The sequence below is a fragment of the Mycobacterium sp. ACS1612 genome, from assembly GCF_001667505.1.
GTDB lineage: Bacteria > Actinomycetota > Actinomycetes > Mycobacteriales > Mycobacteriaceae > Mycobacterium.
In genome coordinates this window covers 93929-114475 of sequence record NZ_LZHZ01000054.1, presented here as the reverse complement: position 1 = coordinate 114475, position 20547 = coordinate 93929, and the positions used below count along the sequence as shown (strand labels likewise).

17 protein-coding genes are annotated in these 20547 nt (G+C 65.7%); 14 read left to right on the top strand and 3 right to left on the bottom strand.

Translation table 11 applies throughout. The annotated features are described in order from the left end of the window. Window positions 1–63: 63 nt before the first annotated feature. On the bottom strand, window positions 64–1383 hold the full coding sequence (locus A5724_RS21730) for a cellulase family glycosylhydrolase (RefSeq protein WP_197518746.1): 1320 nt from the start codon (window positions 1381–1383) through the stop codon (window positions 64–66). Between the two features lie 461 nt (window positions 1384–1844). Between A5724_RS21730 and A5724_RS21725 the strand changes: the two genes are divergently transcribed. Continuing rightward, window positions 1845–3311, top strand: a complete 1467-nt coding sequence (locus A5724_RS21725; RefSeq protein WP_156752399.1) for a hypothetical protein — start codon at window positions 1845–1847, stop codon at window positions 3309–3311. A gap of 59 nt (window positions 3312–3370) precedes the next feature. Here A5724_RS21725 and A5724_RS21720 read toward each other — a convergent pair whose 3' ends face one another. Further along, on the bottom strand, window positions 3371–4834 hold the full coding sequence (locus tag A5724_RS21720; protein ID WP_197518745.1) for an O-antigen ligase: 1464 nt from the start codon (window positions 4832–4834) through the stop codon (window positions 3371–3373). Between the two features lie 133 nt (window positions 4835–4967). Between A5724_RS21720 and A5724_RS21715 the strand changes: the two genes are divergently transcribed. The 13 genes from A5724_RS21715 (at window position 4968) to A5724_RS21655 (ending at window position 19850) form a co-directional block, all read left to right on the top strand. Beyond that, the gene (locus A5724_RS21715) at window positions 4968–6488 is read left to right on the top strand and encodes a polysaccharide biosynthesis tyrosine autokinase (RefSeq protein ID WP_232004925.1); all 1521 of its coding nucleotides are present in this window, start codon (window positions 4968–4970) and stop codon (window positions 6486–6488) included. Between the two features lie 2 nt (window positions 6489–6490). Continuing rightward, complete coding sequence (locus tag A5724_RS21710; protein WP_082965190.1) at window positions 6491–7735, top strand: lipase family protein; 1245 nt, start codon at window positions 6491–6493, stop codon at window positions 7733–7735. Then, a complete protein-coding gene (locus A5724_RS21705; RefSeq protein ID WP_067806925.1) occupies window positions 7732–8400 on the top strand; it encodes a YveK family protein in 669 nt (222 codons plus the stop codon). Before A5724_RS21710 ends, A5724_RS21705 begins: the two co-directional genes overlap by 4 nt. Further along, window positions 8397–9707 carry a lipase family protein gene (locus A5724_RS21700; RefSeq protein ID WP_067806921.1) on the top strand — a complete coding sequence of 437 codons (1311 nt, stop codon included), beginning with the start codon at window positions 8397–8399 and terminating at the stop codon, window positions 9705–9707. The genes A5724_RS21705 and A5724_RS21700 overlap by 4 nt, the downstream gene beginning before the upstream one ends. Beyond that, window positions 9704–10966 (top strand): acyltransferase, encoded by a 1263-nt coding sequence (locus A5724_RS21695; protein ID WP_067806918.1) that lies wholly within the window; start codon window positions 9704–9706, stop codon window positions 10964–10966. Before A5724_RS21700 ends, A5724_RS21695 begins: the two co-directional genes overlap by 4 nt. After that, window positions 10966–12186 (top strand): lipase family protein, encoded by a 1221-nt coding sequence (locus tag A5724_RS21690; protein WP_067807263.1) that lies wholly within the window; start codon window positions 10966–10968, stop codon window positions 12184–12186. The genes A5724_RS21695 and A5724_RS21690 overlap by 1 nt, the downstream gene beginning before the upstream one ends. Beyond that, window positions 12173–13057, top strand: a complete 885-nt coding sequence (locus A5724_RS21685; protein WP_082965189.1) for a sialate O-acetylesterase — start codon at window positions 12173–12175, stop codon at window positions 13055–13057. The genes A5724_RS21690 and A5724_RS21685 overlap by 14 nt, the downstream gene beginning before the upstream one ends. Next, on the top strand, window positions 13044–13655 hold the full coding sequence (locus A5724_RS21680) for a YdcF family protein (protein WP_067806915.1): 612 nt from the start codon (window positions 13044–13046) through the stop codon (window positions 13653–13655). The genes A5724_RS21685 and A5724_RS21680 overlap by 14 nt, the downstream gene beginning before the upstream one ends. 22 nt (window positions 13656–13677) lie before the next feature. After that, window positions 13678–15078, top strand: coding sequence for an alpha/beta hydrolase family protein (locus A5724_RS21675; RefSeq protein ID WP_067806912.1), 1401 nt, complete (start codon window positions 13678–13680; stop codon window positions 15076–15078). A gap of 394 nt (window positions 15079–15472) precedes the next feature. Beyond that, a complete protein-coding gene (locus A5724_RS21670) occupies window positions 15473–16963 on the top strand; it encodes a sugar transferase (protein ID WP_232004924.1) in 1491 nt (496 codons plus the stop codon). A 193-nt stretch (window positions 16964–17156) separates the two neighbouring features. Beyond that, window positions 17157–17951 carry a biotin--[acetyl-CoA-carboxylase] ligase gene (locus tag A5724_RS21665; RefSeq protein WP_067806910.1) on the top strand — a complete coding sequence of 265 codons (795 nt, stop codon included), beginning with the start codon at window positions 17157–17159 and terminating at the stop codon, window positions 17949–17951. A gap of 101 nt (window positions 17952–18052) precedes the next feature. Then, complete coding sequence (locus A5724_RS21660; protein WP_067806908.1) at window positions 18053–19291, top strand: lipase family protein; 1239 nt, start codon at window positions 18053–18055, stop codon at window positions 19289–19291. A 40-nt stretch (window positions 19292–19331) separates the two neighbouring features. Continuing rightward, window positions 19332–19850: a PH domain-containing protein gene (locus tag A5724_RS21655; RefSeq protein ID WP_067806906.1), complete on the top strand. Its 519-nt coding sequence runs from the start codon at window positions 19332–19334 to the stop codon at window positions 19848–19850. On the opposite strand, the gene A5724_RS21650 is transcribed toward A5724_RS21655, so the two are convergent. Then, window positions 19805–20476 (bottom strand): GtrA family protein, encoded by a 672-nt coding sequence (locus A5724_RS21650; protein WP_067806904.1) that lies wholly within the window; start codon window positions 20474–20476, stop codon window positions 19805–19807. The two genes, A5724_RS21655 and A5724_RS21650, sit on opposite strands and share 46 nt — an antisense overlap. Window positions 20477–20547: the final 71 nt, after the last annotated feature.

Genomic DNA, 20547 nt, shown 5'->3' with positions numbered 1-20547 from the left:
GGTGCCCACGTGATGAATCCGTGCTCGAAATCCATTCTCGCAGTGCCGCTTTGGGGGGAGTACTTATCGCTTGTCGCCAACCCCAGCGCAGGCACGTACGCCGCGGCCATCTGACCGTCCAGCCAGTGCGCACCGGTGGCCGGTGCCCACCACGCCTTGATGCCGTTCTCGAATTGCTGCGTGCCGTTTGCGAATTGGGTGGTCGGTGCGACCTTCTTGGGAATCACCAGTTGGGCGATCGGGGTGGGTGTGGCGATGAACGAACCGGCCTTCGGTGTTTTCGTAGAGCGTGTGCACGGTGCGCATCTGGGCCCACACCGTCGGGGTCGCCCGGAACACCGGGCTGAGCACCTCGCCGAGGTCGGGACTGGTCTGTTTGGCGAACCGGGTGAACTCCAACGACTTGCCCGGCGCGAACAGCATGATCTGCTGCGCCGGTTTCGGCGTCCAGTCGCTGCGGTAGACGCCGAACGTGTCCTGCACGTCGGTGCTGCCGGTGGCCCGGTCGCGCGTCGTGTAGATCAGCAGTGGGCCCGTGTACGGCATCTCCTGCCACTTGAGCAGGATGTCCTTGATGAAGGCACCCTGGTCGGCCTCGCTCACCTTCGACGTGGGCTGGCCGTACTCGGTGCACCAGATTCTCTTGGCGGCATCACCGTTGGCGACCATCGCCTGACGCATTCCGATCAATTGGTTGACCGGTGAATTCGCGAGCGGAACGCCGTCGGAGAACCTCAGCGTGTAGTGGTACGGATGAAACGACAGCGCGTCGAAGAAGTTCTTCGCACCGGCGGCGTACATCTCGGAGACGAATCGGACCGGGTTGATGGTGGCGCTTCCGAAATCGATCACCGCGCCGAGCACGCCGCCGATGACCGTGACGGACGGGTCGACGGCCTTGATCCTCGGATAGGCGGCCTTCAACAAGTCGGTGTAGCCGGCGGGATCGGGGGCAGGGGTGTAGAAGGTGATCGCGTTCGGTTCGTTCCAGATTTCGTAGGCGGCGATCTTGCCCTGGTATCGCTGGGCCACCTTCGCGGCGAAGTCGGCGTAGACGTCGGGTGACGCGGGCCGCCCGCTGAGTGGCCGCCCGCCGGCTGCAACCGCCCATTCCGGAGTCGAGTTGATGAACCCCATCACGGACAGGTTCTTCGCCACCGCGGCATTGACGACCTTGTCGACGTTGGCCCAGTTCAGCGCGCCTCCCCGGACGGGCTCAATGCCCGCCCACGGGATCATCACCCGCACGGTGTCCACCTTCGTCAGCGCCCATTTGGCGGCCGTTTTGTCGACGTCGGCCTGCGTCATTCCGTACGTGTCGGCGTCGGCGAAACCAATTGTGGTGGGCAGCGGATTAATTGCGGCGGCGTCAATTACTGTCACCTGCCGCGGCTTTTGCCCTGGCATTACTGCGACGATTGCGATTACGCAGACAATCGCAATAGCGATAGCGGTAACGACCATAAAGAAGGTGCGGTGAGATCCCCGATAATGCGCGCGCGGCACGTGAGTCTCCAAGAGTCTGTCGGCGAGGAATGCGGGATTGTTCGATCTTGATCCACGGCTAGTTTGAGCTATCGACCAGCAATTTCACGCCTACGACGGCAACAGGCGTGTCGCAAAAGAAAGGCGTCATCGACTGCCGCGATTGCCAGGGCGCACCAAACGCGTTACCAGCAAATTCTCAACCGTCGTCCGTCGGGTAGGAGTGCCCGGTCGATTCCGTTCCGGTACGTGTTCTCGGCGAGGGTGGGCAAGCACGTCAGGTGCGGGCTTGCGAGGACGGATACCATGCTTGTCATCGCATCCAGCTAACGCCAACCTAGTCCAAGGGGGACGTGCCGATGGCCGGCCGCAAGCGAGACGTGATCCTGTACGAGCTCAACGAAGTTCCGTGGAGCATCGTCGACTATTACGTGCAGCGTCGCCCGAACTCTAATCTCGCCGCGCTGCTCGACGGGGGACAGTCGCTGACCACCCGGCATTCCGACGACCCGAAGCTGCAAGGTCTACAGCCGTGGCGGACCTGGCCTTCGCTGCACAATTCGACATACGACCACAACTCGTTTGATCTGGGCCAGGATCCCGGCACCTTTCGCGGCGATCCGATCTGGGATGTTGCCGAGCGCGCAGGCCTGAGCGTGGGGCTGTTCGGTCCGCTGCAGAGCTGGCCGGCGCGGCAGTTCCGGCACGGCGGCTTCTACGTACCCGACACCTTCAGCCAGGACGCCAAGACCTATCCGGCGTCACTGCGCAGTTTTCAGGCTTTCAACCTGGCAATGACGGGTCAGAACGGGTTCACCTCGGATGCGGCGCTGAACCCGCAGGCACTGCTGAAGACCGGCGTCGACCTGCTCCGCCAGGGGCTAACCGGAACATCGGCGGCGACGCTTGCCGGTCATCTGGTGCGCGAGGTGCGCGACGAGCGTTACAAGCAACTCCGCGCCTCGATGCAGGTGCTGCCCAGCTTCGATCTGTACTGGCGGCTGCACCGCAAGCATCAGCCCAACCTCAGCATCTTCTTCACCAATCACGTCGCGAGCATGATGCACAGGTTCTGGGGTGACGCGATCCCCGGCTACACCGACGAACACGATTACGTCGCCGACGATGTCTACGGCAGCTTCATCATGACGGCCATGGATTTCACCGATCGTCAGCTCGGCCGGATCCGGAAATACCTGACCTCAAACTCGGATTCGATGCTCGTGCTGGCTGCCAGCATGGGGCAGGGCCCGGTCGATCCACGCTTCACGGACATCGGCCTGTTCGTGCTCGAGGAGCACGCCAAGCTGGTGTCCCGACTGGGCCTGCCGCCCGCCGAACCGGGCTTGACGATGTATCCGCATCTGTCGCTGGTGTTCGCCGACGAGGCGGCCGCGCAGGCGGCGGTGGCGCCGTTGGAGTCCGTCGTCGTCGAAAACCTCGGCCCGCTGTTCGCCCGCTTCAGAGTGGAAGGTCGCACCGTCACCTTCGCGATCGCCAACGTGATCGACGACCCCGAAGAGCGGCCGGAGTCCTCGATCTCGGTGCATCTCAAACCGGTGGGCTCGGAGTCTGAAATCACGGTGATGCCGTCGGATCTCGGCTTCACGTTGAAGTCCCGCGTCGGCGGCGACAACACGGCCTACCACATCCCGGAAGGGATCATGCTGGCCTACGGCGCAGGCGTCCCGTGCGATCCGTCGCGCAAGGAGGTCGACGTCCTCGATGTCGCACCGTCGCTGCTGGCCAACGTGCTCGGTGTCGAGCCAGCCGATTCGATGCGCGGCGTGCCCAGCCTGTTCGAACAAGTGCCGGCCGCGCGTTAGGCGTCGGTAGCTGCTGTAGCTGGCATCTCCCATTCGCTAATGGCGCATGGAAATGTCGGTCACCGAATGGTGGCGGGAACCGGTTGGGTCAATGCGCTGGCGTCTGGTGGCACCGCGATTTCACCGGATGGCACTTCGGCTTTGGCCAGGCGGCTGGATTCCTCGACGTACACCATGAACGCCAGGAACATCGAGAACTGCAACGCCATCACCGGCATGTCGACGACGGACTGCGCCAAATTCATGTACACCACGGCGATACCGATGAAAACGCCGCCGAAAACGGCATTCGGCAGCGAATCCGAGCGCATGGCGCGGTATCCCAGCACGCACCCGATGACCAGAATGGCGACGAAGATCAAGCCCGTGATGATGCCGCCGCGGTACACAGTGAGCAGCGGCGCATTGGATACGTAATTGAGGCTCTGGGCCGCTTGTCCGCTGCGGAATTCGGGCCTGTCCCAGCCGAGCCCGAAGACCCAATGGCCCGATAGCTGATGCGGGAAGTTGTGCAGTGCGGCCACCCGGTCCGACCGCCCTTTGTCGTCACTGGCGAACGACGCCAAGACGCGGTCGCGGATCATCGGGGTGAGAAACACTGCCGCAGCGCCGAGCAGCACGGCTCCGATGGCCAGCTGCCGGTCGCGGCGGCGCATGCTGTGGAACAGGAACACCAACAGCAGCCCCGCCGCGACGCTGAACAGGGTGGCCCTACTCAACGTGAGCAACATGGCCGCGAACAGGATCACGGCCAGCGACGTCCGGATCCACCCGCGGAAAAGGATCAGGCACAGCAGTAGCGCGATCGTCAGGCAGAAGCCCGCGCTGTTGGGCAGCACCCAGGTGCCGCCCAGTCGGATGGTCTTGCCCACCACGCCGGACCCCTCGTCGGAGTAGACGTAGAGCGCGGTGTTCTGGCGCAATTCGGCGCCGACGCCGTAGCCGAAGATCTTCAGCGGTTTCAGCAGGCGTTGCTGCTGGTCGATGGTGGACATCGCGATGCCGGCGAGCGCGTTGACCGTTGCTGAGACCACGAAAACCCGACCGAATCGGGCCAGGTTCTCCCGTGACAGTCGAAGCAGTCCGACGATCAACAGCGAGGCGATCGCCCACCGGGTGAACGACATCAGGCTGAAGAGGGTGACGCCCGTGGCAATCACCGAAATGCCTGCTGCGACAATCAGCAGCAAAACCGCAATTTCGAGTCTGGTGAGCCGGCTTCGCTCGGTGGTATGAATGAGCGCGGCCAGCAGTACCCCGGCGGCGAACAGCAAATACATCGGCACGTGGACGCCGGGCAGGTAGCCGAACGGAATAGCGCCCATCACCACGGCTAAGCCCCAATAAAGCCACAGTGGATGCCGCAAACCGATGTATACCCCGACGACGAACGCGAGGAGGGCCACCAGCCCAAAGGTCGCCAGCCTGCCCTGTGTGATGACTGCCCAGACCCCCAGGGGGACTACAGCAACAGTTGCGGCGGCTAATATGTATTTGCCGAGCGGATTCCAGCGGGGCTTCACGAGGTCTATGGTGTCAGGTCGAACGACGTGACACCAGCTTGGGCCGAGAACTTCATAGACGCCTCGGGCGGCGCAACCCGATACCCTAGACATTGTTTGCCGAGTTTTTCGAAAGGGCTGGATCTTGGAGATCATGGATTACCTGCGCATATTTCGCAGGTACTGGTGGCTGGTAGTGGTCCTGACGATCGTCGGCGCGGGCGGCGGGTATGTGGCGACGCTTTTCCTGACCCCCGAATATCAGTCAACGGCTCGGCTGTTCGTGGCAACTCAGAACGGCACATCTGTCACGGAGGCATATCAGAACAATCTTTTTTCTCAAGAACGGGTGAATTCATATGCCGGGTTGGCGACCAGTGAACAAGTCGCGGCCCGAGCAGTCGACCAGCTGAAGGCGCCCATTTCTCCGGAAGAACTCCGCAGCAAGATTGTCGCCGCCCCGGAAGGTAAAACCGTCCTGCTCGATGTGGCGGTCAGCGATCCCAACCCCGCCCAGGCCCAGACCTATGCGAACGCGGTGGCCGATCAGCTCGTCGGACTGGTCAGTGAGCTGGAGACCTCGCGCCGCGGCGGCAGCCCCGCCGCGGGTGTCGTCGTCGTCGACGAAGCGAGCTATCCGACCGAAGCGACCGGACTCGGCTTCTGGACGATCATCGGCCTCGGCGCCGCCGCTGGCCTGGTGCTCGGCATCATCGCCGCCGTGCTGTGGGGCGTGTTCGACAAGCGACTGCGCGGCCGCGACTCCGTCGAGGGCACCGCAGGCACCAACCTGATCGGTGCGCTGCCGGAGGATTCGACGCGGCCCCGCGTCGAGGTCGTCGATCTGGACGGCAACGGCCTCTACGCCGAGCGCATCCGCGAATTGCGCACCAACCTGCGCTTCGCGGTGCCCGCAGGCGGCGGCACCCCCGCCCGCAGCCTGGCGGTGACCAGCGCCGGCAGCGGAGAAGGCCGCACCACCACGGCCATCGACCTGGCCGCCGCGCTGGCCGAATCGGGCCGCTCGGTGGTGCTGGTGGAAGGCGACCTGCGCAATCCGACGCTGGCCGAACGCCTGACGCTGGAACCGCAAGCCAGGATGGCTGCATCCGAGCGTGGGGTCAGCACCGTGCTCTCCGGTGAGCACGCGCTGCCCCAGGCGCTGATCGGCGACGTGTCGGTCGGCGCGCATGCCATCGCGATGCTTCCCGCCGGACCCAAGCCGCCGCGGCCGGGTGAGCTGTGGGCCAACGACCGGGCAGGCGCACTGTTCGAAGATCTCTCCCGCGGCTTCGATTACGTGATCGTCGACACGCCGCCGCTGAACACCTATGCCGACGGCGCCAACGTGGGTGCGTTGTGTGACGGTGTGCTCGTGCTGTCGCGCATCGGCCGCACCACCAGTTCGGCACTGCGCCAAGCGATTCAGGCTCTCAAGGCCGCCAACGTCAAGATCCTCGGGCCGGTCGTCACCTTCGACCGGATCGGCATGCTCACCAAGCGCCAGCACCGCAAGCAGGTCGAGCGCGACGCCGCCGCCAACGGCGGACCGCGCAGCGATGAGCAGCGCGGCAACGAAGGCTCGGATGACACCGCGGTGATCGGCACGCAGGAAGGCCAGCTGGTCGGGTCCGGCGGCCAGCGGCGCCCCAGGGCCAGGCACGGAAGCGACTGATCGTGCGGTTGCGGCTTGTCGCAGCCGTTATCGGCGCGACGTCGATCCTGGCTGGCTGCGCCCCGAGTCCACCGGCGCCGCCACCCGATTACGACCGCCCCCAACGGTCGCTGGTCCCGCCGTTCGTCGGCGCGGCCGAGTTGCCTCCGCCGAACCTGACCGACGACGGTCCCGGGTCGCTGGTCGACGTTAAGCCGTACACGAGCAGCGTGGTGCTGCAGAGCGCCAACGCGACCGCGGTGCGGGTGGTGTACCGCTCGACGTCGAGCACCGGCGACGAGACGCAGGTCTCCGGCATCGTCGCGGTGCCAGCGGGCAAGCCGCCGAAAGACGGATGGCCGATCGTGTCGTTCGGGCACTCGTTGACGGGTCTGGACATGAAGTGCGCGCCGTCGATGGCCAAGGAACTCGGCGGCTATTCGTCGGCGATGGTGACGCTGCTCAACCGCGGCTACGTGGTCGTGATGTCGGACTATCAGGGCCTGGGCATCAAGGGCCAGGACCACGACGCCACCGACTGGACCACCTTGGGCAACAACATGATCGACGCGGTCCGCGCCGCCCGTCGGGTGTCGCCTGACACCAGTGCGAATTGGGCCGCCGACGGCAGCGGCCAGGGCGGCCTTGCCGCATGGGCCGCGGCGCAGCGGGCCCGCGACTACGGCGCTGGGCTCAATATGGTTGGCGCCGTTGTGCTTTCGCCGTTCGCCGATCTCTCACCGCTGGTGGACGTCGCGAACAAGGGTGCGTTGAGCGGGATGCAGGAGCGCTTGATGATGGTGCTGCTGGCCAACGAGGCAGCGCACAATCCCGGATTCGACCTCGACCAGTACCGATCCGGTGTCGCCAAGGACAACTGGGATGTGCTGACCGACTGCGCGCCCACCGATCCGAACGCGGCGCAGAAGATCGCCAACCAGGTCAAGGCAGACGACCTGCGTCCCCGCGACGACGCTGCGGCCAATGCGCTGCGCGATCTGCTGAGCGCCGCCGCGTTGCCGGGCAACTCCGGACCCGCGGCCACGCCCGTCCTGGTCGTCTATGCCACCGATGACACCCTGGTGCCGCAGGCAGGCATCGCCCGGGCGCTGAAGAGCGCGTGCGCAAAGGGCGACCAGGTGGTGGTGATGAAGCAGATCGGCGACACCTCGACCACCAACTACCAGATCATCCAGACGTCGCTGAGCTGGCTGACCAACCGGTTCAACGGGGTGAAGCCGACCGACATCTGCGTTGGTGCGTCATGAGGGCGCCCGCCCGCGCGCCGCTGGTGCGCGACTACCTGCAGATGCTGCGCAACGGCTGGATCGTGATCCTGTGCGCGACAGTGCTGTCCGTCGGCGCCGGCTGGCTGGCCTGGGAGAGCTCGGCCCCGGTGTACAAGTCGACGGCCAAGGTGTTCGCGACGACGAAGGGCAGCGCGACACCCGTCGACGCCTACTACGGGCATCTCAACTCGGTCTCGCGCACGCTCACCATTCAGAGCCTGGCCCGCAGCCCGCAGGTCACCATGCGGACCATCGATCAACTGGGCCTCGAGCAGACACCGAGCGATCTGGCCAGCAAGATCACCGTGGTGGTGACCAACTCCGCGCTGATGGACATCGTCGTCATCGGCGGTGACCCAGGACTGACGCGCCGCACCGCGAACGCGGTCGCGGCCAATCTGATGCAGCTCACCCGTGAGATCGGCGGCATCGACACCTCCAATGTCGACCTGACGTTGGTCGACAGCGGCGGTGCGCCGGAGCGAGTAGGTTCGATGTGGCAGTTCATGTTCCATGCGGGTGCGCTCGGCCTGGCGCTGAGCGCGGTTCTGGTGCTCGGCTACGGCTTGGCGAGAAACAAACTGCTTGGCAAAAATCATGTCGGCCGCGTCATCGACGAGGCTGTCGCGGGAAGGGATGCATGAACCGCGCTCCGATCGGAACCGCATTGGCGTGCCTGGCCCTGGTGGCCGGCATCGCCGTCTCGGGCTGCGGCAAGGACCAGGCGCCCCAGCAGGAGCACGCGGCGGCCCAGGGCATGCACCTCGACGCCGACTACAGCGGCGCGGGCCAGGAGCCCGGCGCCCTGTCGAATGCCACCACACTGCCGACCATCGACCGCCGGTTGCGGGCCGCCACCTCGCTGGCCGCTCGCATCGAATACACCTCGACCTCCGGCATCACCGGGGGCACCGAGCAGGTGACCGGCACCGTGTTCGTGCCGCCGGGCAAGCCACCGGAAAGCGGCTGGCCGATCGTGGCCTACGCGCACGCCACCACCGGCATCGAACCCGAGTGCGCGCCGTCGCTGTCGCCGACGCTGTTGAAGTCCTCGACCGTCGTCACCGCGTTGGTGAAGGCGGGCTTCGTCGTCACCATGCCGGATTACCAGGGCCTCGGGCTGGACAAGACGTACCACCCGTATCTGGACGCCACCACCGCCGGCTACAACGTGATCGACGCGGTGCGGGCGACACGCAAGCTGGTTCCCGGCGCATCGAAAGAGTGGGTGGCGCTTGGTCTTTCGCAGGGCGGGCAGGCGACCTGGGCCGCCAACGAACTGGCCGCCAACTACAACGGCGGGCTCGCGCTGGTCGGCTCGGTCAGCCTGGCCCCTCCGGCCGACATCACCGGCTTCGCCGACGCGGCGGCCGCAGGCCAGCTGACCCCCGAGCAGGCGCCGGCGTTGCCGCTGATCCTGTCGTGGCTGAAGAAGGCGCACCCCGAACTCAACCTCGACGACTACCGGCGCGGCATCGTCGCCGACAAATGGGACACGCTGCTGGCCTGTTCGGGGCCCAAGGCCGCCGAGCGCGACAAGGTGACCGATCAGATCACCCCCGACGATCTGCGGCCCAGTTCTCCTGAGGCCGTCGATACGCTGCGTGATTATCTGCAGAAGATGAGCCTGCCGCAGGGCCCTGCCGCAGCGCCGATGCTGGTCATCTACGGCGGCAAGGACAACCTGGTGCCGTCCCCGTGGACCGATAAAGCGCTGACCGCGGCGTGCGGCATGGGCGATGTGATCGACATCTTGACGCAGCCCGACAAGGGACACAGCGATATCGACGTGTCCTCGGCGTTCGGCTGGATCAACGACCGCTTCCGCGGTGAGCCCGCGCCGAACAGTTGCACGTCGTTCACCGCCGCGCAGCGGTTGGGCGCGACCGCCGAACAGGGGCTAGGGGACGACGGCGCAGGCGAGGCGAATGCGGGGGAGCCGCCTGCGTGACGGTTTCGGGGAAATCCGCCACCGACGCCAAGGTCGCCGCCTCGGCGGGCATCGGCGCACGTATCATCGGACTCGACGGCGCGCGTGGCCTGTCCGCCGTCGGGGTCGCCGTCATGCACGTGGCGGGCAACTTCTCGCCGCATACCGCGGCGAGCACCAAGATCACGCTCGTCGGCATGAGCCTGATCTTCTTCTACGTGCTCAGCGGCTTCCTGCTGTTCCTGCCCTACGTTCGCCGTCTGACCGAAGATCCCTCTGTCGCAACCATTCCCAGCACCCGCAACTTCGCCATCCACCGGTTCGCCCGCATCGTGCCCGGCTACCTGGTGATCTTCCTGCTGTGCAACTACGTCTTCCAGGTGGTCTACGTCGACAACCCTGCGCTGCAGCCGATCGGCACCGACAAGGGCACCGGCATGATCACCGACCCGTGGCAGCTGCTGGCCAACCTGACGTTGGTGCAGACCTACATTCCCGAGTACGCGCTGACGGGTCTGAACCCGTCTTGGACGCTGACTCTGGAGTTCGCGTTCTACGCGTCGCTGCCGCTGCTCGGCTATCTGCTCTTCGCCGCCAGGAAGCGGTCGTCGATGCGACCGATGCGCGTCGCGCTGATCGCCCCGGTCATCCTGATCGTCATCGGATTTCTCGGAAAGGCGTTGGCCCCGTTTGTCGTAGCGCATTTCGGCATCACCGACCCCGAACTCATCCAGTGGGGACCCAACTGGGTGGCGGTGTACATGCGCAGCTTTTTGGCCAACGCGGACAACTTCGCTTTCGGCATGCTCGCAGCGATGCTCATGGTCGCGATGGAACAGCGCACGATCAGTGAGCGGATGAGCAGCCGGGTCCGGAGGTATTCAGCGATCGGCATCCCGGTCTCGCTGGTGGGCTCGCTGGCGTTGATCGCCGCCGGAAACCTGTTCGGGCTCAGCGGAATCGCGCTCGCGTCGGCCCTGCTGATCATGCTCATCGTCGCGCCGCTGGCGCGCGGTGAGCGCTCCGGGCTCGGCGAGGCGCTCGAGCTCGCGCCGTTTCGGTACGTCGGAAAGGTATCGTTGTCGCTCTATCTCTTGCACTTCCCGGTGATGTTGATGTTGTACCGGTTCGGCCTGTTGGCGGGGGACTCGATGGTGGGCATGTGCGTCAACATCGGGCTGGTGCTGGCCGTGACGATGGTGGTGTCCACGCTCACCTACTACGCCGTTGAACAACCCGCGATGAACATTGCGAGGCGTTACCGGTATCGGTGGCGCTGATGCGCAGATCAACCGTGACCCTGGGAGTGAGCCTCGGGATAGCTCTGGCCGCCGCGTCGATCGTCGTGGCGTGGGTGTTCGGGCCGGACATCGTGAATCGCTTCGACGGCACGTCCGCGGAAACGGCGCAGATCGCGACCGCGCACATCGGCGGGTCGCAACCCGGTTCGTTGGTCAGCGCCACGGCGATGCCCGAACTCGACAAGGACCCGGACAGCTCGCTGTGGAAGTCGGCGCGCGTGCTGTATCACTCCACCAACGGTGACACCGGCCAGTCGACGGTCGTGTCCGGGTCGGTGTACGTGCCGAAAACGCCTGCGCCGGCGGGTGGTTGGCCGGTGATGGCATTCGGGCACGGCACCACGGGTATCGACGAACCGTGCGCGCCGTCGCTGTCGCCGAAGCTGCTGAACATGACGGTCTGGGTCACCTCGCTGATCAAGCGGGGGTACGCGGTCGCGTTCACCGACTATCAGGGGCTCGGCGCGCCGGGGGTGCATCCGTACACCGACAACAAGACCGAGGGTCTCAACATCATCGACTCGGTGCGTGCCCTGCGCAACACCTTCCCCGACGTCTCCAACCGATGGGCGGCGTTCGGCGGATCCCAGGGTGGCGGAGCCGTGTGGGCAGCCGACGAGCAGGCCGCCACGTACGCACCGGAACTCGACCTCGTCGGTGTCGTCGCGATGTCGCCTGCCGCCGACGTCAGCGGAATCGTCGACAAGGCCATGTCCCAGACGTTGACCACCGATCAGGCGCCGGCCTGGTTCCCGCTCGTCGAGGTGCTGGCCCGGCTCCATCCGGACTTCAATCGCGATGACTACCGCGGCGGCGCGGCAGCCAAGTACTGGGACATCCTGACGTCGTGCTCGGGTCCTAAGTCGTTGGACCGCAACGCCGCAGCCGCCGAACTCAAAGACACCGACCTGATGCCGCACTCGCAGGAAGCGGCGGACAAGATGCGGGCACTGCTCGAGAAGTGGGCGGTGCCGCAGCAGCGGGTCACCGCACCGCTGTCGATCCTGTACGGCGACGCGGACACCCTGATCGATCCGCAGTGGACCACCGACGCGATCGGCAGGGCGTGCGCCCTCGGCGGCCCGATCGTGTGGGACCTGCAGCCGGACAAGGGCCACGGCAACGTCGACATCAGCACTCAATTCGATTGGCTAGCAGACCGATTCGCTGGGAAGCCGGTGGTCAGTGAGTGCCCGTAGGAATCCCGACGGCGACGCCCCGCTGTGGCGGCGCACGTTGATCGAGGCCAAATCCGCCGTCAAGCGACGACTGGCGCCCGCGGGCATCTCCGTCGACCCGCCGCAGGCGCCTTATCTGATCGTGCCGGTGCTCGGCCAGTCCAACGCCGTCGGGATGGGTCTCGGGCTCGACCTCGACGGGCCCGATCGCCCGGATCCGCGCGTGCACCAGTGGGCGATGTGCGGACCGTCGAAGGGCACCGCGGTGCTGGCCGTCGACCCGCTCCTGCACGAAATACCCGCGGGTGGTGTGGGATTCAGCGTCACCTTCGGCAAGCACCTGGCCGCCGAGACGGGCCGTTCGGTGCTGTTGATCCCCGGTGCCCGCGGCGACACCTCGTTCACGCCCAAGAACGGCTGGACGTGGGACCCCGCCGACACCCGCACCCGCAGAAACCTTCACCGCAACGCAGTCTGCGCGATCGACGCGGCGCTGGCTCGCTACCCCGGCAGCACCGTCGCCGCGATACTGTGGCACCAGGGCGAAACCGACGTGCCGCTGATGGCGGCGCAGGTCTATGCGACCAAGCTCGACTCGGTCATCGACGACCTGCGCAGCCGCTACGGCGCCGAGTTGCCCTTCCTCGTCGGCCAGATGGTCGCTGAGGAAATGGAACACAGCGGTAAGGACTACGGCCCGATAAACGCCGTGCACGCCGACACCCCGAACCGGCGGCCGCGCACGGCGTTCGTTCCCGGCGCTCGTGCGGCGATCAACGGCGGAACCGATCGGCACTACAACGCCGCGGGCCAGCGCGAGATGGGCCGGGCGATGTGGCTGGCCTACCGCGCGATCGCAGTCGAGGACCTGGCCCACTATGGCGCTCGATGAGCTACGGCGCGCGGCGGTCATAGTCGCCGCGATCCTCGTCGCACTCACTGTGCTGATGGGGATCTCCGGAATGGCCGTGTTCACCAACGCGAAGGTCGACGCGCTGCAGAAGGCGGATGCGGTGGTGGTGCTCGGCGGCGAGCATGACGGGCGCGAGGACTACGGCATCGAACTGGCCCGCGGCGGATGGGCGCCGACCGTGGTGATCTCGAATGCGTATCCGACCGACGATCCGGTGATGGACCGGGTGTGCAAGCCCCAGCCGCCGATCGAGGTGATCTGCGCGCGTGCGCCGCAGATGAACACCCGCGGCGAGGCCCAGATGATGCACAGGTTGGCGCTCAAACGGTCGTGGTCGAAGATCATCGTCGTCACATGGCGTTACCACTTGCCGCGGGCGCGGCTGATTTTTCAGCAGTGCTTCTCCCCGGATTCGGACGCGGTTGTGATGGAAGCGGTTCCTCGGCGATACGACTATTCCTTGGCGCGTTGGCAATTCATCTATGCGTATCAGTACGCGGCGTTTGCGAAAGCGGAGGCGATGGGCGACTGCAGCTCTGTTGACCAGGCGCCACTGTCGACGGATACGGACGAGTAGATGACGCAGGTACGGTAGCGGAATGCCCCATTCGGATCCGATGGCGCTTGCCCCGATCTCGCTGCTGAACGGATGGGCACCGTTGGCAATACAGGCCGTCGCCGCCGCGGTGCTGGTCTACGCCGTCGGCTGGCGCACCCGGCGGTGGCGGCTGATTTGGCTGCCGGTCGCGCTTGTGGTCGGGTTCATCGCAGCGGCGCTGACGTACTGGTACATCCAGTGGTCGGATCTGTCGAGCGGCCGGTTGGCGCCGTACTACTTCTGGATCTGGGTGGTGCTCGGCGGTGTCGCCCTCACCGTGGTGGTCGCGGGGTGGCGCGGAACCCACTGGTGGCGACGCGGCGCTTCGGTGCTCGCGGTGCCGTTGTGCCTGTTGTGCGTCGCGCTGGCGCTGAACATGTGGACCGGGTACGTCCCGACGCTGCAGACCGCGTACGACCAACTCGCAGGCAAGCCGGTGGCCGGGCAGACCGACGCGGCGGGCGTGAAGGCGATCCAGGACAAGGGCGGGATCCCGGACAAGGGCACCGTGATGACGGTGACCATCCCCGACGACGGATCCGGCTTCAAGCACCGCGACGAGGTGGTCTACCTGCCGCCGGCCTGGTATGCCAGCAACCCGCCGCCCAAGCTGCCGGTCGTGATGATGATCGGCGGGGTGATCGGCCGTCCGGGGGACTGGTTGCGGGCGGGCGACGCGCAGAAGACCCTCGACGACTTCGCGGCCAAGCATGGCGGCAACGCACCGGTGGTGGTGTTCGTCGACGTCCTGGGCGCCTTCCTCAACGACACTGAATGCGTCAACAGCCAACGTGGCAACGCCGCTGACCACCTCACCAAAGACGTTGTGCCCTACATGATTTCGAAGTTCGGGGTGAGCGCCGACCCGGCCAACTGGGGGGTCGCGGGCTTCTCGATGGGGGGCACCTGCGCGGTGACGCTGGCGATGAAGTACCCGGAGTTGTTCAGCGCATTCGTCGACATCGGCGGCGACCTGTTTCCCCGCGACGGCGGAGGTCGCGACGAGACGATCGCCCGGTTGTTCAACGGCGATGAAGAGGCCTTCACATCGTGGGAGCCCGCCAGCGTGATCCAGGCGCATGGGCCGTACCCCTCGACCGCCGGATGGTTCGTCGTCGGTGAGGATGTGCCGAACATGTACCGACCGCCGGATCCGAATCCCGGTACGGTGCCGTTGCCCGACCCGCCCAAGAGCCCCAGCGATCACGCCGCGGCGGCGCAGTACCTGTGCGAATTGGCCAGTGACTACGGCGTCGAGTGCGCCGTAGTGTCCGATCCGGGCAAGCACGATTGGCCGTCGGCGGCGAGTGCATTTCCGATCGCGCTTCCTTGGCTGGCCGCCCGAATCGGTACACCCGACGTGCCGGCGGTCCCCATGCCGGGCGCCCCTGGGTCGTCCTAGGGAAGCTACGGAGCCGTCGCGGCGTTAGGACGTAAGTGGTCCAGCAGCCTGCCGGAGGGCTCCCAGCGACCACACAGCGCAAGATCTCGTGTAACGAATTTCGGTCACGGGCCGATTCAACAGGTGTCGCTGGGCAATGCAATTTCGGAACGTCGCTACGACTTCTTAGTACGGATCGGTACGCGCTATTATTGGCTCGCTCAACGGCCGCCGAAGCATATCTTGGCCGATCAAAACGTCGTAACGGGCAATGCGGCCATCCGAGGAATTGTGATTGACCAGCATCTTTTCCGGTTCGCTCAGCGAACTCTTGACAGTAGTGCAATAGTTAACCAGTGGCCGCTATGATCTGCCTCGGCTACCGATTCTTAGCAAACGGAAGGTACGCACTGCTGTGACCGCGGTTGAGACGTTTCTGGCGCCCGCCGAGTCGCCGGCGGCGGATATCCCCCCAGCTTCCCGCGCCAACTGGCAAAGGCGGTACCGGCTCTCTCTGATCATCACCGATGTCGTCGTGGTCGCGATCGCGCTGGTCTGCGGTCAGATGGTGCGCCTCGGACAGCCATTCACCGAGTTCGACCTCGCAATGGCTTATTACACCCTGGCCTCGCTGATCGTCGGCACCATCTGGTTGACACTGCTGGCGGCGTACCGCACCCGCTCGCCCCGGATTATCGGCGCCGGTGTCGAGGAATATCGCCGGGTGTTTTCCGCGACGCTGGCCACCGTCGGCGTCATCGCGGTCGGTTTGATGATTTTCCGCCCGGAGTACGCGCGCGGATATCTTGCCGTTGCGCTTCCGCTCGGCCTGTTCGCACTTCTTCTCGGCCGCAGCCTGTGCCGGCGCGCATTGGCCACGCAGCGGCGCAGGGGCAGGGCCCTGATCTCCGTGCTCGCCGTCGGCGATCCGCGGGCGGTCCGCAGCCTCGTGCAGTGCCTGTCGCGCGAGGTCTGCTACGGCTACTCGGTGATCGGCGTCTGCCTGACCGGCCGCGGCACCGGCGGGACGATCGAAATCCCCGGTGCGGGGACGCTGCCTGTGCTTGGCGACGAGAACGACGTCGAACGCGCCATCTTGGAGACCGGTGCCGACACCGTCGCGCTGACCGCCACCGAGCATCTCGGCCCGGAGGGGATCCGCGAGTTGTCCTGGCAGCTGGACAAACATGGCGTAGATCTGGTGGTGTCGCCCGGCGTCGTCGACGTCGCAGGGCCCCGGCTGACCATGCAGCCGGTGTCGGGCCTGCCGCTGATCCACGTGGAGAAGCCCCAGTACAGCGGCACCAAGCGGTTGCAGAAGCGCGCGTTCGACATCTGCGTTTCGCTGACCGTGCTCATGGGCGCGCTGCCCGTGATGGCGCTCGCCGCCATCGCTATCAAGCTGACCAGCAGGGGACCGGTGTTCTACCGTTCCGAGCGCATCGGCCTGGACGGCGAGCCGTTCCAGATGATCAAGTTCCGCACCATGGTCGAGGGGGCCGACAAGCAGATCTCGACCCTCGAGGCGCTGAACGAAAGCGCAGGCGGCGTGCTGTTCAAGATCCGTCAGGATCCCCGGGTGACCAAGGTGGGCCGGGTGCTGCGCCGCTACAGCATCGACGAGCTGCCCCAGTTCTTCAATGTGTTGCGCCGCGACATGAGCGTGGTGGGACCGCGGCCGCCGTTGCGCCGCGAGGTCGACACCTACGACTATCAGGTCCGCCGTCGACTTCTCGTGCTCCCGGGCATCACCGGGCTGTGGCAGGTCAGCGGCCGTTCGGATCTGTCGTGGGAGGATTCGGTCCGACTGGACCTGTCCTACGTGGAAAATTGGTCGATCGCCAACGATCTGCTCATCGCAGCCAAGACCGTGCGCACTGTGTTCGCCGGAACCGGCGCATATTGATAGGCTGCGGTGCTGACCCGCAGGCTCACAGCAACACCACAGTTTGCACGACTATGCCTGCGACTCCGCAAACCGGAAGTGGGCGCGGGTACGTTACAGCTAATCCTAAATTGACGCCTGTGCTGAAATTCTCTTACTTACGCTTACGAAAGCTTAAAAAGCGGACTTCGCGCTCTGGATATAAGTTCGAACCATGGCAAATTTGAATGCCTCTCCTCCAATTGACGCGGCGGCGCTTCGCGGAAGCCTAGCGGCGCCGTGGCGGCAATTGGAAGTGGTCGAGCGCACCGAGTCGACCAACGCCGATCTGCTCGCCCGCGCGGCCGCCGGCGAAACCATCGCGGGGGCGGTTCTGATCGCCGAACATCAGACCGCAGGGCGGGGCCGCAACGGCCGCGTGTGGACGTCTCCCGGCGCCCAGTTGACGATGTCGGTGGGTGTCGACCCCGGCGCGGTATCGCCCGACGCGTGGGGTTGGCTGCCTCTTGCCACCGGCGTGGCCGTCGTGGACGCGGTGGCTGCAGTGGACGGTGTCGAGGCGGGACTCAAGTGGCCCAACGACGTGCTGGCACGCGGTCGGAAGTTGGCAGGCATCCTGACCGAGGTCGCCGCGGCCCAGCGGTTCATCGTCATCGGCATCGGACTCAACGTGACGCTGCGCGACGACGAAGTTCCGGACGCGCAGGCGACGTCGCTGCGCAGCCTGGGAGTCGAGGCGCCCGATCGCACCGAACTCGCGCGGGCGTTGTTGCGGGAGTTGGGCCGCCGCATCGACCGCTGGCAGGCGGCGGGCGGCGCCGACGCCGAGTTGATCGCCCAGTACCGGGCACGCAGCGTGACCATCGGCTCGCAGGTGCGTGCGATTCTGCCCGGCGGGCGGGACGTGGTCGGTGTTGCGCGGTCGATCGACGAGCAGGGCCGGTTGCACATCGATTCAGACGGCGACGAGGTCCCGGTATCCGCCGGAGACATCGTGCACCTGCGCTGAAATCGGTGTGCCGCGTTCGCTTCCGGCGACGCGAGGTCGGTCGGGTAGGTTGTGCGCGGGTCTTGGACACATTGCCGACGAGGAGAAAGCCAAGGAGGCGCATGCGCCGTTCAGTGCTCTGGTCTGGTGTAGCGCTTGTTCTGGTGGCCGGGATCGCGGCCGCGGTGATGCTGTTTCCTTATCTTCAGCCGTCGGCCATCAAATTTCTCGATCTGTTTCCGTCGTCGGGTGGCCCGCCGGTGCGCGTGGCGTCGGCGGATCTGACCGGATCGGGTCCGGGCAGCCTGGTGTCGGCCACCACGATGCCGGGAGTCACCCGCACCTTCATGGGCAGGGACTTGCAGGCCGCCAGGGTGTTGTACCGGTCCACCTCCGGCGACACCGGAGCGCCGACTGTGGTGTCGGGATCGGTGTTCGTGCCGAAGGGCAAGCCACCCGACGGCGGGTGGCCGGTGGTCGGCTTCGGGCACGGCACGCTGGGCATCGACAACGAATGCGCGCCGTCACTGTCCCCTGACCTTTCCTCCTATATCGGCGTGGTGCGGGTGCTGACCAAGCTCGGATACGCGGTCGCCTTCCCCGACTATCAAGGCCTGGGCGCCAAAGGTGTTCACCCCTATGCGGATTCGAAGACCGCAGGCCTGAACATGATCGACGCGGTGCGGGCGTTGCGCCGCACCTTTCCCGACATCTCCACCAAGTGGGCCGCGATGGGCGGTTCGCAGGGTGGCGGCGCGGCGTGGGCGGCAGACGAACAGGCGGCCAATTACGCCCCGGAGTTGACCCTGGTGGGCGCCGCCGCGACGTCACCACCGACCGATCTGTCGGCGCTCGTCGACAAGGCTCAGGAGGGCAAGCTGAGCCGCGAGCAGGGCGCGGTGACGCAGGCGATCATCGAATCACTCGCGCGTCTGCACCCAGACCTCGACCGCGACCTGTACCGCCACGGCACGGCCAAAGAATTCTGGAACGCGATGTCGGCGTGCAGCGAAGACACGGCTTACCAACGCGGAGAGGCGATCAAGCGGTTGGGCCCCAACGATTTCGCGCCCGACAACGCCGATGCGGCGATCCATCTGCGGGACCTGCTGAAGCAGTGGGCGATACCGCAGAAGCCGCTGTCTGCACCGCTGTACGTCTGGTACGGCGGCCAGGACCCGTACATCGACGCGGAGTGGACCAAGGCCGGGATTGCGCGGGCATGCGAGATGGGTGGCACGATCACCATCGACTTCGACCCCGACGGGGGCCACAACCCGCCGACGGGCGAGACGGTGCTGGCCTGGTTGGCCGATCGGTTCGCGGGCAAACCGGCGGTCAACGACTGCAAGTCGGGTTAACTCCCGCTCGACGGGGGTTCGGCTGGGTAGAGTCGCTGCCGTGGGCTACCCGGACAACGTGCTCGCCGGCGACGAGCAGGTCGTGCTGCACCGCCATCCGCACTGGAAACGGTTGATCGGCCCGGTGCTGATCCTGTTGATCGTCACGGCATTGGCCGCGTTCGGTGCGGGCTACGTCAACCAGACGAATTGGGATCGCACTGCGCGCAACGTCATCCTCATCGTCATCGGGGTGATCTGGCTGGTGATCATTGGATGGTTGACAGTGTGGCCGTTTCTCGATTGGTGGACAACGCATTTCGTCATCACCGACCGGCGGGTGATGTTCCGGCACGGATTGCTCACCAGGGCGGGTATAGACATTCCGCTGGCGCGGATCAACAGCGTCGAGTTTCGGCACGGGCTGACCGACCGGGTGTTGCGCACCGGGACGCTGATCATCGAATCGGCGTCGCAGGATCCCCTTGAGTTCCACGACATTCCACGTGTGGAACGCGTGCACTCACTGCTGTATCACGAAGTCTTCGACACCCTTGGCTCGGAGGAATCTCCGAGCTGACCCAGCCGGCGGGCGCGCCGGGTGGGCCGCCGCAGCGGCGTGACCTTACCGTCTTCATGCGTACGCTCGTACTCGTCCTCGAGCACCTCGGCCAGACCGCCTGCGGTGAAGGTGGATTCGATGGCCGAATCGGGGTGACGGCCGAACTCGTCGGGGAACACCCAGCGGCGGAACGCCCAGAACCGGAACGCCATCTGCAGCAGGTTGCCGACGATGTACGCGGAGACGAAGTCGGCGATGTTCTCGACGGTCAGCGACACGTCGGGGACACGCAACTGCAGCACGTAGCTGGAGAAGTACAGCGGGGCCATGGACAGCAGCACGCCGACACCGCTGAACGCGAAGAACATCAGCGCTTCGTGGTGGCGTTCCCGACCGCCACGGTTCTGGAAGCTCCATTCGCGATTGAGGATGTACGACGCGATCACGGCCACGATGCCCGCGATGATCTTGGCGGTCACCGGCTTGGGCTCGAGCACGGTCAACTTGAGGGTGTAGAACACCGCCGAGTCGATGACGAAGGTGGTCGCCCCGACGATGGCGAACTTGATCAGTTCGTGATGCCGCTCGAAGTACGGCCGGACCGGGCGGGGCAGCCGTGCGATCGTGGCATCGGTGAAGGACACAACAGCGCAGTGTACGGAAATACCACAGGCCACGCGTACCCGTGCAGGTCACAGTCGGTAAAGGAACGTGT

Bases quoted from the DNA above. Each gene is read 5' to 3' on its own strand.
- A5724_RS21715 (WP_232004925.1), top strand. From the start codon at position 4,968: ATGGATTACCTGCGCATATTTCGCAGGTACTGGTGGCTGGTAGTGGTC.
- A5724_RS21675 (WP_067806912.1), top strand. From the start codon at position 13,678: ATGCCCCATTCGGATCCGATGGCGCTTGCCCCGATCTCGCTGCTGAAC.
- A5724_RS21690 (WP_067807263.1), top strand. From the start codon at position 10,966: ATGCGCAGATCAACCGTGACCCTGGGAGTGAGCCTCGGGATAGCTCTG.
- A5724_RS21680 (WP_067806915.1), top strand. From the start codon at position 13,044: ATGGCGCTCGATGAGCTACGGCGCGCGGCGGTCATAGTCGCCGCGATC.
- A5724_RS21700 (WP_067806921.1), top strand. From the start codon at position 8,397: ATGAACCGCGCTCCGATCGGAACCGCATTGGCGTGCCTGGCCCTGGTG.
- A5724_RS21660 (WP_067806908.1), top strand. From the start codon at position 18,053: ATGCGCCGTTCAGTGCTCTGGTCTGGTGTAGCGCTTGTTCTGGTGGCC.
- A5724_RS21665 (WP_067806910.1), top strand. From the start codon at position 17,157: ATGGCAAATTTGAATGCCTCTCCTCCAATTGACGCGGCGGCGCTTCGC.
- A5724_RS21725 (WP_156752399.1), top strand. From the start codon at position 1,845: ATGGCCGGCCGCAAGCGAGACGTGATCCTGTACGAGCTCAACGAAGTT.
- A5724_RS21705 (WP_067806925.1), top strand. From the start codon at position 7,732: ATGAGGGCGCCCGCCCGCGCGCCGCTGGTGCGCGACTACCTGCAGATG.